At 73.6% G+C, this 13,409-nt stretch carries 13 protein-coding genes and 1 riboswitch; of the genes, 10 read left to right on the forward strand and 3 right to left on the reverse strand.

What is annotated here, in order from left to right; all coding sequences use genetic code 11:
* Positions 1 to 39: 39 nt before the first annotated feature.
* The gene (locus AB0E77_RS06830; RefSeq protein ID WP_361566551.1) at positions 40 to 240 is read right to left on the reverse strand and encodes an antitoxin; all 201 of its coding nucleotides are present in this window, start codon (positions 238 to 240) and stop codon (positions 40 to 42) included.
* Between the two features lie 136 nt (positions 241 to 376).
* Between AB0E77_RS06830 and AB0E77_RS06835 the strand changes: the two genes are divergently transcribed.
* Positions 377 to 1,147: an HNH endonuclease family protein gene (locus tag AB0E77_RS06835; RefSeq protein WP_361566554.1), complete on the forward strand. Its 771-nt coding sequence runs from the start codon at positions 377 to 379 to the stop codon at positions 1,145 to 1,147.
* A 187-nt stretch (positions 1,148 to 1,334) separates the two neighbouring features.
* Positions 1,335 to 1,844, forward strand: a complete 510-nt coding sequence (locus AB0E77_RS06840; protein ID WP_361566557.1) for an N-acetyltransferase — start codon at positions 1,335 to 1,337, stop codon at positions 1,842 to 1,844.
* Between the two features lie 24 nt (positions 1,845 to 1,868).
* Here AB0E77_RS06840 and AB0E77_RS06845 read toward each other — a convergent pair whose 3' ends face one another.
* A complete protein-coding gene (locus AB0E77_RS06845) occupies positions 1,869 to 2,684 on the reverse strand; it encodes a hypothetical protein (RefSeq protein WP_361566559.1) in 816 nt (271 codons plus the stop codon).
* 85 nt (positions 2,685 to 2,769) lie between these two features.
* The gene (locus tag AB0E77_RS06850) at positions 2,770 to 3,249 is read right to left on the reverse strand and encodes a hypothetical protein (protein WP_361566562.1); all 480 of its coding nucleotides are present in this window, start codon (positions 3,247 to 3,249) and stop codon (positions 2,770 to 2,772) included.
* A gap of 186 nt (positions 3,250 to 3,435) precedes the next feature.
* Between AB0E77_RS06850 and AB0E77_RS06855 the strand changes: the two genes are divergently transcribed.
* The 8 genes from AB0E77_RS06855 (at position 3,436) to AB0E77_RS06890 (ending at position 13,333) form a co-directional block, all read left to right on the forward strand.
* Positions 3,436 to 5,505, forward strand: coding sequence for an N-6 DNA methylase (locus AB0E77_RS06855; RefSeq protein ID WP_361566565.1), 2,070 nt, complete (start codon positions 3,436 to 3,438; stop codon positions 5,503 to 5,505).
* A gap of 124 nt (positions 5,506 to 5,629) precedes the next feature.
* On the forward strand, positions 5,630 to 6,262 hold the full coding sequence (locus tag AB0E77_RS06860) for a hypothetical protein (RefSeq protein ID WP_361566567.1): 633 nt from the start codon (positions 5,630 to 5,632) through the stop codon (positions 6,260 to 6,262).
* A gap of 38 nt (positions 6,263 to 6,300) precedes the next feature.
* Complete coding sequence (gene pkaE / locus AB0E77_RS06865; protein ID WP_361566699.1) at positions 6,301 to 7,791, forward strand: serine/threonine protein kinase PkaE; 1,491 nt, start codon at positions 6,301 to 6,303, stop codon at positions 7,789 to 7,791.
* A gap of 291 nt (positions 7,792 to 8,082) precedes the next feature.
* The gene (locus AB0E77_RS06870; protein ID WP_361566570.1) at positions 8,083 to 8,730 is read left to right on the forward strand and encodes a SurA N-terminal domain-containing protein; all 648 of its coding nucleotides are present in this window, start codon (positions 8,083 to 8,085) and stop codon (positions 8,728 to 8,730) included.
* A 70-nt stretch (positions 8,731 to 8,800) separates the two neighbouring features.
* Positions 8,801 to 9,787 carry a nucleoside triphosphate pyrophosphohydrolase gene (locus AB0E77_RS06875; protein ID WP_361566573.1) on the forward strand — a complete coding sequence of 329 codons (987 nt, stop codon included), beginning with the start codon at positions 8,801 to 8,803 and terminating at the stop codon, positions 9,785 to 9,787.
* Positions 9,784 to 11,091, forward strand: coding sequence for a cytochrome P450 (locus tag AB0E77_RS06880; RefSeq protein WP_361566576.1), 1,308 nt, complete (start codon positions 9,784 to 9,786; stop codon positions 11,089 to 11,091). The genes AB0E77_RS06875 and AB0E77_RS06880 overlap by 4 nt, the downstream gene beginning before the upstream one ends.
* A 143-nt stretch (positions 11,092 to 11,234) precedes the next feature.
* On the forward strand, positions 11,235 to 12,269 hold the full coding sequence (locus AB0E77_RS06885) for a transglycosylase family protein (RefSeq protein WP_361566578.1): 1,035 nt from the start codon (positions 11,235 to 11,237) through the stop codon (positions 12,267 to 12,269).
* Between the two features lie 177 nt (positions 12,270 to 12,446).
* A riboswitch (cyclic di-AMP (ydaO/yuaA leader) is annotated at positions 12,447 to 12,613 on the forward strand.
* A 3-nt stretch (positions 12,614 to 12,616) separates the two neighbouring features.
* The gene (locus tag AB0E77_RS06890; RefSeq protein WP_361566581.1) at positions 12,617 to 13,333 is read left to right on the forward strand and encodes a transglycosylase family protein; all 717 of its coding nucleotides are present in this window, start codon (positions 12,617 to 12,619) and stop codon (positions 13,331 to 13,333) included.
* Positions 13,334 to 13,409 lie beyond the last annotated feature (76 nt).

The raw sequence follows: 13,409 nt of genomic DNA on the forward strand, positions 1-13,409 counted from the left end.
CGGCTTCGCCGTATGCGTACGCGATGCGGGGGAGCGCGCCTACGGCCGCTCCGGCCGGTCACCGCCCCGCTCGCGCCCGATGCCCATCTGGTCCTCGGCGCGCTGCTGCGCGGCGTCGACCTGCTTCTCGTACTTGCCGCCGGTCCGCTGGTTGACCTGGCGCTCGGCGGTGTCGGACATCTTGCGAGAGCGGTCCTTGTCCTTGCCGGCCATGCTCTTCATCTTGTCGAGGAAGCCCATGCGGCGCTCCTTCCGAGACGTGACTCACCTCCGACCGTACGCCGGATATGTCCCGCACGCCCACCGAGGCCCCCTATGGTCTGAACCTCCGTCTCGCTACGGTGGTGGCGGCGAAACAGCAAGGGGAGGGGCGCGTATGAGGCGGCTCGGCAGGATCCGTACCGCAGGGGCCGCGGGCGCGGCGCTCACCCTGGCCCTCGTGGCCGGGTGCGAGGGTCTCGACGGCGACGGGGCCTCGCCGTCGGGCGGCGGCGCCGCGGCACCGGCCGCGGGGCGGGCCGTCAGCCCGCTGCGCAACCCCGACGGCACCCGTCCGGGCCTCGCCCCGGTCGCGGCCGACACCGACCGGGCCGCGGCCCGGGAGCTCATCGAGACCCTGAAGACCAAGGGGCGCGGCCCGAAGACCGGGTACGACCGGGACGAGTTCGGCTACGCCTGGATGGACACCGCCGACGGGGTGCCGCTGGCGAGGAACGGCTGCGACACCCGCAACGACCTGCTGAAACGCGACGGCGAGAAGGTGCGCTTCCGGTCCGGCTCCAACTGTGTCGTCATCGCGATGACGCTGCACGACCCGTACACGGGAACGACGATCGAGTGGCGCAAGCAGAAGGCGAGCGAGGTCCAGATCGACCACGTCGTGCCGCTGTCGTACAGCTGGCAGATGGGCTCCGCGCGGTGGCCGGAGAGCAAGCGCAGGCAGCTCGCGAACGACCCGCTCAATCTCATCCCGGTCGAGGGCCGGGCCAACTCGGCCAAGAGCGACTCCGGGCCCGCCTCCTGGCTGCCCCCGAGCAAGGGCGTCCGGTGCGCCTACGCCGTGCGGTTCGCCCAGGTCGCCGTCAAGTACGAACTGGCGGTGACCGCACCGGACCGGCAGGCGATGCTGCGCCAGTGCGGCGGCTGACGCCGGCTCCGGCGAACGGGAAACCCGCTGGGTTCCGAGCCGCCGGACCCGTACGCTCCACCGCGTGGGCCGGCCACCCGCCTCGCGCGACGGAGAACTCGCGCGACGGAATACTCGCGCGACCGAGAAGTCACCCGGCCGGCGGCTCACGCGACCGAAGACCCGCGCAACCGGAGACGGAACCCCCGTGACCACCTGGACCACCCGCCCCGAGACCGCCGCCGACATCGCCGCGATCCGCGGCATCGTCCTCGCCGCCTTCCCCACCGCCGAGGAGGCCGGCATCGTCGACGCCCTGCGCGCCGACCCGGACGCCTGGATCGAGGGCCTGTCCCTGGTGGCCGAGGCCCCCGACGGCACCCTCGCCGGACACGCCCTGCTCACCCGCTGCCACGTCGACGGCGCACCCGCCCTCGCCCTGGCCCCGTGCGCCGTGCTGCCCGCGCACCAGGGCACCGGCGCCGGGTCCGCGGCCATCCGCGCCGGCCTTGACGCCGCCCGCGCCCGGGGCGAGAACCTGGTCCTCGTCCTCGGGCACGCCGGCTACTACCCGAGGTTCGGCTTCACCCCGGCCTCCCGCTTCGGCATCCGCGCCCCCTTCGAGGTGCCGGACGAGGCCATGATGGCCCTGGCGCTGGACGACTCCCGTCCGGTGCCCGCCGGCACCATCCGGTACCCGGAGGCCTTCGGCGTCTGACCGTTCCGGTGACCCGGCGCGGACTCAGGCGCCCAGCGCGTCCAGGTCCAGGACCTGACCGGTGGGCGCCTTCGCGTTCACCGGCTCGTCGTACGCGCTGAAGGTCATCGTGCCGGGGTCCGTCGCGGACGCGCTGTCGAAGCGCAGCAGGTACGGCTTGCCCTCGGTGGCGACGTACAGCGTGTTGCGGTCGGCGCCGTCCTTCTCGTGCAGGACGAGCGCGGGGGTGCCGTCGAGGGTGGTGGTCTCGCCGCGCGTCACGTCCTCGCCGGCGCCCTCCATCTCGCCGAGCATCCCGTCCAGGTCGCAGAAGCCCGCCATGTCCTCGGCGTCCTGGCCGGTGGCGGCCATCTTGGTCCACTTGCCGGCCAGCAGCGCCACGGCCGCGTCGGTGTCGGCGGCCGGTTCGCCCTCGCTCTGGGCGCGCAGGAACGCCTCGTCGTACTTCGAGTAGAGCGTGCCGCCGGTCCTGATCAGCTCGGCCTCGCCCCGGCCGTCCAGGCTCATCGTGCCGGCGCACTCGCCCTGCCGGTCCATGGCCATGTCGATCCGGATGGTGCCGCCGCTCTCGTCGTCGGGGACGTCGCCGGTCATGCGCAGCGAGCGTGCCCCGGTGGTGGCCTTGACGGCCCGGTCGGCGATCTCCGCCCCGGTCAGTCCGGCGAACGGGTCGGCGGGCGCGGACGGCGACGCCGGCTTCGAGGCGGACGCGGTGGCCGGGCTGCCGGACGTGCCGGACCCATTGTCGTCCTTGCCGGACTGGCAGCCGGTGAGGGCGGCGGTGGCCGCCGCGGCGAGCAGGGCGGCGGTCAGCGCGGTGCCGCGGCTGTGACGGCGCATGAGGGGTTTCTCCAGCTTTTCTGTCAACGGTGAAGCGGTGGAAAAGGGGGGTGCGGGCGGCGCCGCGCCGGCGGCGCCGGGGCGGTCAGAACTCGCCGTTGCCGAGGATCTCGCCCTCGGCGTCGTAGACGGTGACGAGGCCGTTCTCGCTGTCCTTCCAGTCGGCGAACGCCGAGGCGATCAGCTTCGCGGGACCCGTGCCCTCGCCCATGATGCCGCCGGTGAAGTCGGTGTAGACGTCGGCGGTGTCGAGGATGTCGTTCTGCTCGTCGGCGCCCTGGATCTTGGTGACGTGCGCGACGGCCTGCTTCTCCGTGGCGGTCCCGTTCTTCTGCACGAACGCCTTGAACTGGTCGGCCTGGGAGGCCTTCTCGACCGCCTTGTCCTCGGCGGGCTTCGCGTCGGACCGGGAGTCCGACCCCGTGCCGCCGGGCTTCTCCGCGGCCCCGGCCGAGGTCCGGCCGTCGCTCTTGCCGCCGTCGTCGCCGCCGGAGTTCGCCGAGACGGCTCCGATGACGACGATCCCCACGACGGCGCCCAACGCGACCTTGGTCTTCATGCCCATGGCTGTGTCCCCTCCCGTGCGGCGGCGCCTCCGTGGCAACCGCTCGTTGGCGAGGTCAATAAGAGCATGAGCTGTGAACCGAGTCAACCAGGTTCACAGGGATGGGTGTGTACACGAGCGTGAATGCGTCGATCCACGTCGGCTCGCTATGCTCGTCGCCACACAGGGACGAGGGGAGCCGCGCCGGTGCAGGACAACGCGACTGAAGTGACCGCCGCCGGAATCGCACGGCTCGCCGGTGTCGGCCGCGCGGCCGTGAGCAACTGGCGCCGCCGGCACGCCGACTTCCCCAAGCCCGTCGGCGGCACCGAGGCCAGCCCCTCCTTCGCCCTCACCGAGGTCGAGGACTGGCTGCGCGGCCAGGGCAAGCTCGCCGAGGTCCCCCTGCGCGAACGCGTCTGGCAGCAGCTCGCCGGCCACCCCGAAGGCCCGGTCACCGCCCTCACCCACGCCGGCTGCCTCCTCCTGCTCATCCACGACCGGCCCACCGACTGGCTGGACCTGAGCGCCGGCTCCGACGAACGCCTCGCCGAGCTGCTGCCCGCCGCGCTCGACGAGGTGCTCGACCCCCGCTTCGGCGCCGGCCCCGACCGCACCGTCCCCACCCCGGCCGGCACCCGGCTGCTGCCCTCCGTGCCGCTGCTGCGCGGCACCGCCGAACTCGCCGCGGACCAGGGCGCACGGCAGACGTACGAGTTCCTGCTCGGCCGGCACCTCGACGCCAACCCGCGGCAGTACACCCTCACCCCGGACCGGCTCGCCGAGCTGATGACCGAAATCGCCGGCCCCGCCCGGACGGTGCTCGACCCGGCCTGCGGCACCGGCACCCTGCTCCGCGCGGTCGACGCCCGCCCCGGACAGGAGCAGTACGGCCAGGACAACGCCCCCGAACTGGCCGCGCTCACCGGTCTGCGGCTCGCCCTGAGCACCACGGCCGCCGTACGCATCGCCGCCGGCGACACCCTGCGCGCGGACGCCTTCCCCGCGCTGCGCGCCGACGCCGTCCTGTGCCACCCGCCGTTCAACGAGCGCAACTGGGGACACGACGAACTCGCCTACGACACCCGCTGGGAGTACGGCTTCCCCGCCCGCACCGAGTCCGAGCTGGCCTGGGTGCAGCACGCGCTGGCCCGCCTGACGGACGGCGGCACGGCCGTCCTGCTCATGCCGCCCGCCGTCGCCTCCCGCCGCTCCGGCCGCCGGATCCGCGCCGACCTGCTGCGCCGGGGCGCGCTGCGGGCCGTCGTCGCCCTGCCGGTCGGCGCGGCACCGCCGTACAACATCCCGCTCCACCTGTGGGTGCTGCGCCGGCCCGACCGGGCCCCCGCGCAGCCGGAGGTGCTCCTCGCCGACGCGGGGCAGTTCGCCGGCGAGGGACGCGGCGGACCCGACTGGCGGGCCGTGCGGGACGCCGTGCTCGACGCCTGGCGGGACTTCGACCGCGCCGGACACCTCGCCGAACGCCCGGGCCTGGCCCGCTCCCTGCCCGTCATCGAACTCCTCGACGACGACGTCGACCTGGCCCCCGCCCGCCATCTGCCGCCGCCCACCGCAACCGACGGCGCCGAACAGCTCACGGACGTCCGCGAACGCCTCGGCGAGACCCTGCGCCTGGCCGCCGACCTCACCCCGAGACCCGCCGGCACCGAAGGCACCACCGGGGCCGCGGGGGCCGCCGGGGCCGCGGGCGGCACGCCCCGCTGGCCCCTCACCACCGTCGGCGAACTCGCCCGCGGCGGCGCCCTGACGATGCGCACCGGCACCAACGGCGGCCCCGCGCGCGTGCCCGTCCTCACCGACCTCGACGTCCTCGCCGGCACCGCCCCCTCCGGCACCCTCCCGGAGAGCGACGAGGAACCCGTGCTCACCGAAGCCGGCGACGTCGTCCTGCCCGTCCTCGGCGGCGACTCCGTCGCCCGCGTGATCGACGACGCCACCGCCGGCGCCGCCCTCGGACGCCACCTCGTCCTGCTGCGCCCCGACCCGGCCGCGCTGGACCCCTGGTTCCTCGCCGGGTTCCTGCGCGGCACCGCCAACAACCGCCAGGCCAGCAGCTACGCCTCCACCGCCACCCGCCTCGACGTGCGCCGCCTCCAGCTGCCCCGGCTCCCGCCGGACGCACAGCGCCGCTACGGCGCCCGCTTCCGTGCCCTCGACGAGTTCGAGCGCACGCTCAGGCAGGCCGGCCGCCTCGGCGAGCAGCTCGTCCGCGGCATGTACGACGGCCTGACCGACGGCACGGTCGCCCCCGACTGAGGCCCCGGGCAACGGAAGTGACCAGCACGACAACGGTTCGGTACAACCCGGGGCCGGTTGTCCGTGTCGGCCTATACGCTCGATGCCGACACGTCGGTCCACGCCCCAGGTACCAGGAGCAGCCATGCATGGCCACGGCTACCCGCAGCCGGTGAAGCAGCCACCCCCGACGGGCTGGCTGGTCCTCCTGCGCGTGCTGTTCGTGGTCCTCTCGGTCCTCTCCATCGGCATGCTGGCGTGGACGATGCTGCTGCGGCTGGCGATCGTCACGCGCAAGGGGCTGGACTGGGGCCTGTTCGTGGCCGCGATGGCCGCCGACGCGCTCGCCCTCTTCCTGATCGGCACCGAGCCCGGCGACGAGATCCACACCGCGGCCGGCTGGACGGGCATGGCCCTGCTGCTCGGCACGCTCGTGGCCGCCATGGCGTACTACCTGTCGGCCGACATCCGCCACTTCCACCAGCTGCGCTACGGGACCGGCTACGCACCCGGATCCGTCCCGGCCCCGGGCTACGGCTATCCGCAGGCCCCGGCGACCCCGTACGCGGGCACCACCGTCCCGCAGACGGCCCGTCAGCCGGTCGTGCCCCAGCCCCAGCCCCACCACACCCCGCCCCCGATGCCCCCGGCGCCGGCCGGGATACCGGCCCCGCCGCCGCACACCCCCGCGCCCGCCCGCATCGACCAGGTCCGCGCCGAGCTCGACGAGCTCAGCGACTACCTCCGCCGGCACGACGGCCACGAGGGCGCGAGGTGACCGTGGCGACAGGACGCGTCGTCGCCGGCCGCTACGAACTGTCCACGCTCATCGGACAGGGCGGCATGGGCCAGGTCTGGACGGCCTACGACCAGCGGCTCGACCGGCGCGTCGCCGTGAAGCTGCTGCGCCCCGACAAGGTGGCCGGCCAGGAGGCCGAAGAACTGCGCCGCCGGTTCGTGCGCGAGTGCCGGGTCACCGCCCAGGTCGACCACCCCGGCCTGGTCACCGTGCACGACGCGGGCAGCGAGGGCGAGGAGCTGTTCCTCGTCATGCAGTACGTCGACGGCGCCGACCTCTCCGACCACCTCGCCGAGCACGACCCCTACCCCTGGCAGTGGGCCGTCGCGGTCGCCGCCCAGCTGTGCGCCGTCCTCAGCGCCGTGCACGCCGTGCCGATCGTCCACCGCGACCTCAAGCCGCGCAACGTGATGGTGAAGCAGGACGGCACCGTCACCGTCCTCGACCTCGGCGTCGCCTCCGTCATGGACGCCGACACCACCCGCCTCACCCACACCGGCACGCCCATAGGCTCGCCCGCCTACATGGCCCCCGAGCAGGCCATGGGCGGCGCCGTCGGCCCCTACACCGACCTGTACGCACTCGGCGTCCTGCTGCACGAACTGCTCAGCGGAGACGTCCCGTTCGCCGGATCCACCGCCCTCGGCGTCCTCCACCGGCACCTGTACGAGCCGCCGCTGCCCGTGCGCCGCATACGCCCCGAGGTCCCCGAGGCCCTCGAAGCGCTCGTCCTGCGCCTGCTCGCCAAGGACCCGCAGCACCGCCCCGCCTCCGCCCAGGAGGTCTACGAGCACCTGGCCCTGCTGCTGCCCGCCCGCGGCATGCCCACCGGCGGCCCCCTCGACCCCACCCGGCCCTTCGTGCGCCCGCACGCCCCCTGGCCCGACCGCGCCCGCACACCGGCACCCCGGCCCGCCCCGGCACCCCGCGCCGCCGAGGCCGGGAAACCGGACGTCGCCCGCGCCGTCGACGACGTCAAACGCCTCCTCGGCGAGGGCCGCATCACCCAGGCCGTCGACATCCTCGGCGCCATCCTGCCCGCCGCCGCCGAACAACACGGCGAACGCTCCCCGGTCGTCCGCACCCTGCGCAAGCAGTACGCCGCCACCCTCATGGACGACGGCCAGTACCGGCGCGCCCTGCCCGAACTGCGCCGCCTCGCCGACGAACGGGCCGCCGAGGCCGGCCACGCCGACCCCCAGTCCCTGCGCCACCGCTACGACGCGGCCCAGTGCCTGGAACAGCTCGGCGAACCGGCCGCCGCCCTCGCCGAGTACCGCGCGCTGCTGCCGTACTACGAGAACCAGTACGTCGCCGGCGACCCCGACCTCGCCCACGACGTCCGCCGCCGCATCGGCCACCTCCTGCTCGCCCTCGGCGACCGAGCCGCCGCCCACGAGACGCTGGCCCGGCTCCTGCACGACGTGGAGCGCACGCACGGCCCCGGCCACCCGCTCGCCGCCGAGATCCGGCGCACCCTGGAGTGGCTCGGCCAGGTACGCGGTTAGGGCCTGTCGTTTGGATCATGTCGGCGTCGGCCGAGACGCACGGTCGCTCTCGGCCGACCTGATCCAAACGACAGGCCCCAGCACCGTGGCGCCGGTCCGCACCGACGGAGTGGCGGCGCGGCGGTGCCCGAAGTCCCCGTCAATCGTTGGTCGAATGGGTTGGCCAAAGCCGGGCCACTGCCTACCATCGATCACCGCAAGACTTTGTGCGCCCGCCCGTCGCCCGACCACCACCCCTGGTGGAGGCGCTGCGCGCCGCACCTGTTGTTGCAATCTCCTCGGGAGGTTTCCTTGCACCGCCGCCGTCGCACCGCGCTCCTCCTCACCGCAGCGATCGCCGCCGCGGCACCCCTGCTCACCGCCTGCGGGAACGACGCGCATCCCGGCGCGGCCGCCGTCGTCGGCGACCAGCGGATCACCGTCGCCCAGCTGGAGGACCGGGTCGGCGAGGTGCGTGACGCGCAGCGGGCCGCCGTCCCGGACGACACCCAGTACCAGCAGGTCGTCGCCCGCACCGGCACCCTCACCCGCGACACCCTGCACGGCATGGTCCTCGACCGCGTGCTGCACCGCGCAGCCCAGGACGCGGGCGTGGCCGTCAGCCGCAAGGAGGTCCAGCAGATGCGCACCGGCCTCGAGCAGCAGGCCGGCGGCGCTGAGGAGCTGGAGACCGTCTGGCTCCAGCAGTACGGCGTCGCCCCCGAGCGCCTCGACGAGAACCTCCGCATCCAGATCGAGGCCCAGAAGCTCGCCGAGCATCTCGGCACCGACACCAGCCGCCCCGAGTTCTGGCAGGCCCTGTCCAAGGCGTCCCAGGAGCTCGACGTCGACCTCAACCCGCGCTACGGCACCTGGGACGTCCAGAAGAGCAGCCGCGTCGACGCCAAGACGCCGTGGGTGCGCGAGGTCACGGCGGCCGGGACCCAGCAGACGGCGTGACGGCCCCCGCCGGGGCCGCCCCCGGCGGACGGCCCACGGCACGGTCCGCGCCGTGCGTTACGTTCGGATCGTGAACGCAACCACCGCCGACCCCGCACCCGGCACCGCCCCCGGCCCGGGCCGCATCGTCCTGCTCACCACCAGCCACCGCGTCGCGCCCGGCCTGCTGTCCTGGCCCGCCTGGCAGGCCCTGCGCACCGCCGACCGCGTGCTGTGCGCCGACGCCGCGCACCCGCAGCTGCCCTATCTGCGCGAGGCGGGCATACGGGTCGACGAGGCGTCCTGGGCGGCGGAGGAACTGGTCGGCGCCTGCTCCGGGGGCCGCACGGTGGTCGTCGTCGCGACCGGCGAGGGCGAGCCGGCCCTCACCGACGGCCTGGCCCGCATGGCCGGCTCCGGCCGCGTCGCCATGCCCGAGCTGGAGCTGCTCCCCGCCTCCTACGACCTGCCGGGCGCCCGCCTCCTCGACCTCGTCCAGGTCATGGACCGCATCCGCGCCGAATGCCCCTGGTCCTCGCAGCGGACCCACAAGGGCCTGGCCAAGTACGCCATCGAGGAGGCCTACGAACTCGTCGAGGCCATCGAGGACGGCGACCGCGACGAACTGCGCGAGGAACTGGGCGACGTCCTCCTCCAGGTCGTCTTCCACGCCCGCATCGCGGAGGAGGACGCCGAGACGCCCTTCTCGGTCGACGACGTCGCCGCCGGCATCGTCGCCAAGCTCGTCCACCGCCACCCGCACGTCTTCGGCGACGAGACGGCCACCACGCCCGAAGAGGTCAGGGAGCACTGGCTGCGCACCAAGGCGGTGGAGAAGCAGCGCGCCTCCGTCACCGAGGGCGTCCCCCTCGGCCAGCCCGGCCTGGCCCTCGCCGCCAAGCTCGCCTCCCGGGTCCGCACGGCGGGCCTGGACGTGCCGCTCCCCGCGGGCGAGGGCATCGGCTACGAGCTGCTGGCCCTCGCCGCCCGCGCCGAGTCCGAGGGCACGGACCCGGAAGCGGCCCTGCGCGCGGCGGCCCGCGCCTACCGGGACGCGATCAGGGAGGTCGAGGGGTGACCGGCCTGTCCGACCCCGGCCGCCCGGCCCCCGAGCTGTTCACCTGGGAGTTCGCGTCCGACCCCTACCCCGCCTACGCCTGGCTGCGCGAGCACGCCCCCGTGCACCGCACGACGCTGCCCAGCGGCGTGGAGGCCTGGCTGGTCACCCGGTACTCCGACGCCCGGCAGGCCCTCGCCGACCCGCGGCTGTCCAAGAACCCGGCCCACCACGACGAGCCCGCGCACGCCAAGGGGAAGACCGGCATCCCGGGCGAGCGCAAGGCCGAGCTGATGACGCATCTGCTCAACATCGACCCGCCGGACCACACCCGGCTGCGCCGGCTGGTGAGCAAGGCGTTCACGCCGCGGCGCGTCGCCGAGTTCGCGCCCCGGGTGCAGGAGCTCGCCGACGACCTGATCGACCGCTTCGCCGCCAGGGGCTCCGCCGACCTCATCCACGAGTTCGCCTTCCCCCTGCCCATCTACGCCATCTGCGACCTGCTGGGCGTCCCCCGCGAGGACCAGGACGACTTCCGGGACTGGGCGGGCATGATGATCCGCCACGGCGGTGGACCCCGGGGCGGCGTCGCCCGCTCGGTCAAGAAGATGCGCGGCTATCTCGCCGACCTCATCCACCGCAAGCGCGCCGCGCTGCCGGCCGAACCGGGCCCCGGCGAGGACCTCATCTCCGGTCTGATCCGGGCCTCCGACCACGGCGAGCACCTCACCGAGAACGAGGCCGCGGCCATGGCCTTCATCCTTCTGTTCGCGGGATTCGAGACCACGGTGAACCTGGTGGGCAACGGCACATACGCCCTGCTGACCCACCCGGAGCAGCGAGCCCGACTGCAAACGTCCCTCGCCGCGGGCGAACGCGGTCTCCTGGAGACGGGCGTCGAGGAACTCCTCCGCTACGACGGGCCGGTGGAGCTCGCCACCTGGCGCTTCGCCACCGAGGCGCTCACCGTCGGCGGGCAGCGCATCGCCCCCGGGGACCCCGTCCTCGTCGTCCTGGCCGCCGCCGACCGGGACCCGGAGAGATTCACCGACCCGGACACCCTCGACCTCTCCCGCCGCGACAGCCAGCACCTCGGCTACGGGCACGGCATCCACTACTGCCTGGGCGCCCCGCTCGCCCGCCTGGAGGGCCAGACCGCGCTCGCCACGCTCCTCACCCGCCTCCCGGACCTGGCCCTCGCCGCGGATCCGGCCGAACTGCGCTGGCGCGGCGGACTCATCATGCGGGGGCTGCGCACCCTGCCGGTGTCCTTCACCCCCGTCCCGTCGCCGCCCGGGAACGATCCGTCGCCGATGCAAAGGTGACACGCGTTCAACTCTGTGATCTTCACGTGATCTGCGCGGCATGAACTTGTGACAAGCGATCATCTGCCTATACGTTCACGGATCAGCGTGGCCACGTGCATCATCCGCCGCGCCGTCCCCGCTGTCTCGTGAAAGGTCGTCGCATGCTCTCCGGGAACGGTCGTCACCGTCGCCCCCGCCAGGCTCCCGCCCTGGTCGTCGCCGCCGGAGTCACCGGCTCCGCCATCGCGATCCCGCTGCTGGGGGCCACCGGCGCCCACGCGGCCGACGGAACGAACTGGGACCGGGTCGCCGAGTGCGAGACGGGCGGTGCCTGGAGCCAGAACAGCGGCAACGGGTACTACGGCGGCCTCCAGCTGTCCCAGGACATGTGGGAGCGGTACGGCGGCCTGAGCTATGCGTCAAGCGCCGACCAGGCGAGCCGCTCGCAGCAGATAGCCGTCGCCGAGAAGGTGCTCGCGGCCCAGGGCATCGCCGCCTGGCCGACCTGCGGTCTGCTCGCGGGGCTGGGCAACGACTCGGGGGTCGTGACCGGCGGGACCGGAACCCCGGGTGACGGGGCGTCGGAGGGACAGGACGGATCCGACGCCTCGGGTACGTCCGGGTCGTCCGGCTTGACCGATTCGGCCGAGTCCGCCCCTGAATCCTCCCCCTCGGCCACTGCCTCCCCGTCTCAGACCCAGGGGCAGTCCCCCGTGCCGTCCGCTTCGGCGTCCGCCCCGGGTGTGGCTGATGGCGCGTCGGGCGCCGGGGATGAAACGACCAAGTCGGACACGTCCGCCCCGGCCGGCACCTCTGCCGCCACCGCGTCCGGCGGTGACGAGACGGACAAGTCGGGGCAGAGTGACGCCGCTTCGGGCGTCACCGGAACCGAGGAGCCCGCGACCGGCCGGCATCGCGGCGACAGTGCCGAGGAGGTCCCGGCGGACGGCCGTACCGGGGAGTCGTCCGGGCGGCACGCCTCGCGCGACGAGGACGGCGGCCGCGGTCTCACGGAGGGCTCGTACACGGTCCGTTCGGGCGACAGTCTGTGGGGCATCGCCGACTCCCTTGACCTCGCCGGTGGATGGCACGCCCTCTATACCGACAACAGGGACGTCGTCGGCTCCGACCCGGACCACATCCTGCCCGGTCAGAAGCTCACGGTCGGGGACGAACCGGTCGAGAACCAGGGGTAGTTCGCGTCACGGTTAGAGAGTGTATGTCCGTTTTGGATCACGTGAGAGATAGGTCTCAGAAGCCGTGATCGTCTTTGAAAATCCGCGGAGCGCGTGTCTACGGTCATGACCGCTCGCCACCGCGGGCCCCGACCGTCGCAACGCCGAATCCTGCCAGCGGCGGTACGGGAACAGTCGTCGCGTCAAGCGCCGCAGGCAGGAGCGGGGGACCCAAGGTAAGCGCCGCACCGGGCAGTCGAGCCGGAGCGGCTAGGGGTGAAGCCGAGTCCCGTGAGGGACCCGGCCGGGCAACTCAACCGGCCCGAACCCGACAGCTCACCTCGCAGGCGTCGGTGAGGGGATCAACCATGCTGTTTTCCGGCAAGGGCAAGCACCGTCGTCCGTCCAAGGCCACCCGTGTCATCGCCGTCGCCGGCGTCACCGGTGCCGCCGTCGCCGCCCCGCTGATGGCGGCCGGCAACGCCTCCGCCGCCACCGCGTCCGAGTGGGACGCCGTCGCCCAGTGCGAGTCCGGCGGCAACTGGTCCATCAACACCGGCAACGGCTACTACGGCGGTCTGCAGTTCTCGGCCTCCACCTGGGCCGCCTACGGCGGTACGCAGTACGCCGCGACCGCCGACCAGGCGAGCAAGGCGCAGCAGATAGCCGTCGCCGAGAAGGTGCTGGCGGGCCAGGGCAAGGGTGCCTGGCCGGTCTGCGGCACCGGCCTGTCGAGCGCCGCGTACACCGGCGGCTCCGCCGAGAGCCAGGACAGCGGCTCCTCGCAGTCCTCCGCCCCCGAGCGCTCCACCGAGCAGAAGGCCTCGCGCTCCTCCGAGCGTCCGGCCGCCGAGGCGGAGACGAAGACCGAGCAGAAGGCCGAGAAGAAGACCGTCACCACCCCGACCGGCAAGAAGGTCGAGAAGGGTGACGGCGAGTACAAGGTCGTCAAGGGCGACACGCTCAGCTCGATCGCCGCCGAGCACCACGTCAAGGGCGGCTGGGCGAAGCTGTTCAAGCTGAACGACGACATCGTCGACGACGCCGACCTGATCTACCCGGGCCAGCAGCTGCACCTCAAGTAAGCGGCGGCCCGCCCCTGCTCCCGCCCCGGTGCGTCCTCCCCCGTACGCACCGGGGCGGGTTTTTTCACGTCTGCGC

The organism is Streptomyces sp. NPDC032940 (genome assembly GCF_040636935.1).
Lineage (GTDB): Bacteria > Actinomycetota > Actinomycetes > Streptomycetales > Streptomycetaceae > Streptomyces.

Coding starts and splice junctions, on each gene's coding strand:
- AB0E77_RS06835 (WP_361566554.1), top strand. CDS start 377: ATGAGGCGGCTCGGCAGGATCCGTACCGCAGGGGCCGCGGGCGCGGCG.
- AB0E77_RS06860 (WP_361566567.1), top strand. CDS start 5,630: ATGCATGGCCACGGCTACCCGCAGCCGGTGAAGCAGCCACCCCCGACG.
- AB0E77_RS06830 (WP_361566551.1), bottom strand. CDS start 240: ATGGGCTTCCTCGACAAGATGAAGAGCATGGCCGGCAAGGACAAGGAC.
- AB0E77_RS06850 (WP_361566562.1), bottom strand. CDS start 3,249: ATGGGCATGAAGACCAAGGTCGCGTTGGGCGCCGTCGTGGGGATCGTC.
- AB0E77_RS06845 (WP_361566559.1), bottom strand. CDS start 2,684: ATGCGCCGTCACAGCCGCGGCACCGCGCTGACCGCCGCCCTGCTCGCC.
- AB0E77_RS06890 (WP_361566581.1), top strand. CDS start 12,617: ATGCTGTTTTCCGGCAAGGGCAAGCACCGTCGTCCGTCCAAGGCCACC.
- AB0E77_RS06885 (WP_361566578.1), top strand. CDS start 11,235: ATGCTCTCCGGGAACGGTCGTCACCGTCGCCCCCGCCAGGCTCCCGCC.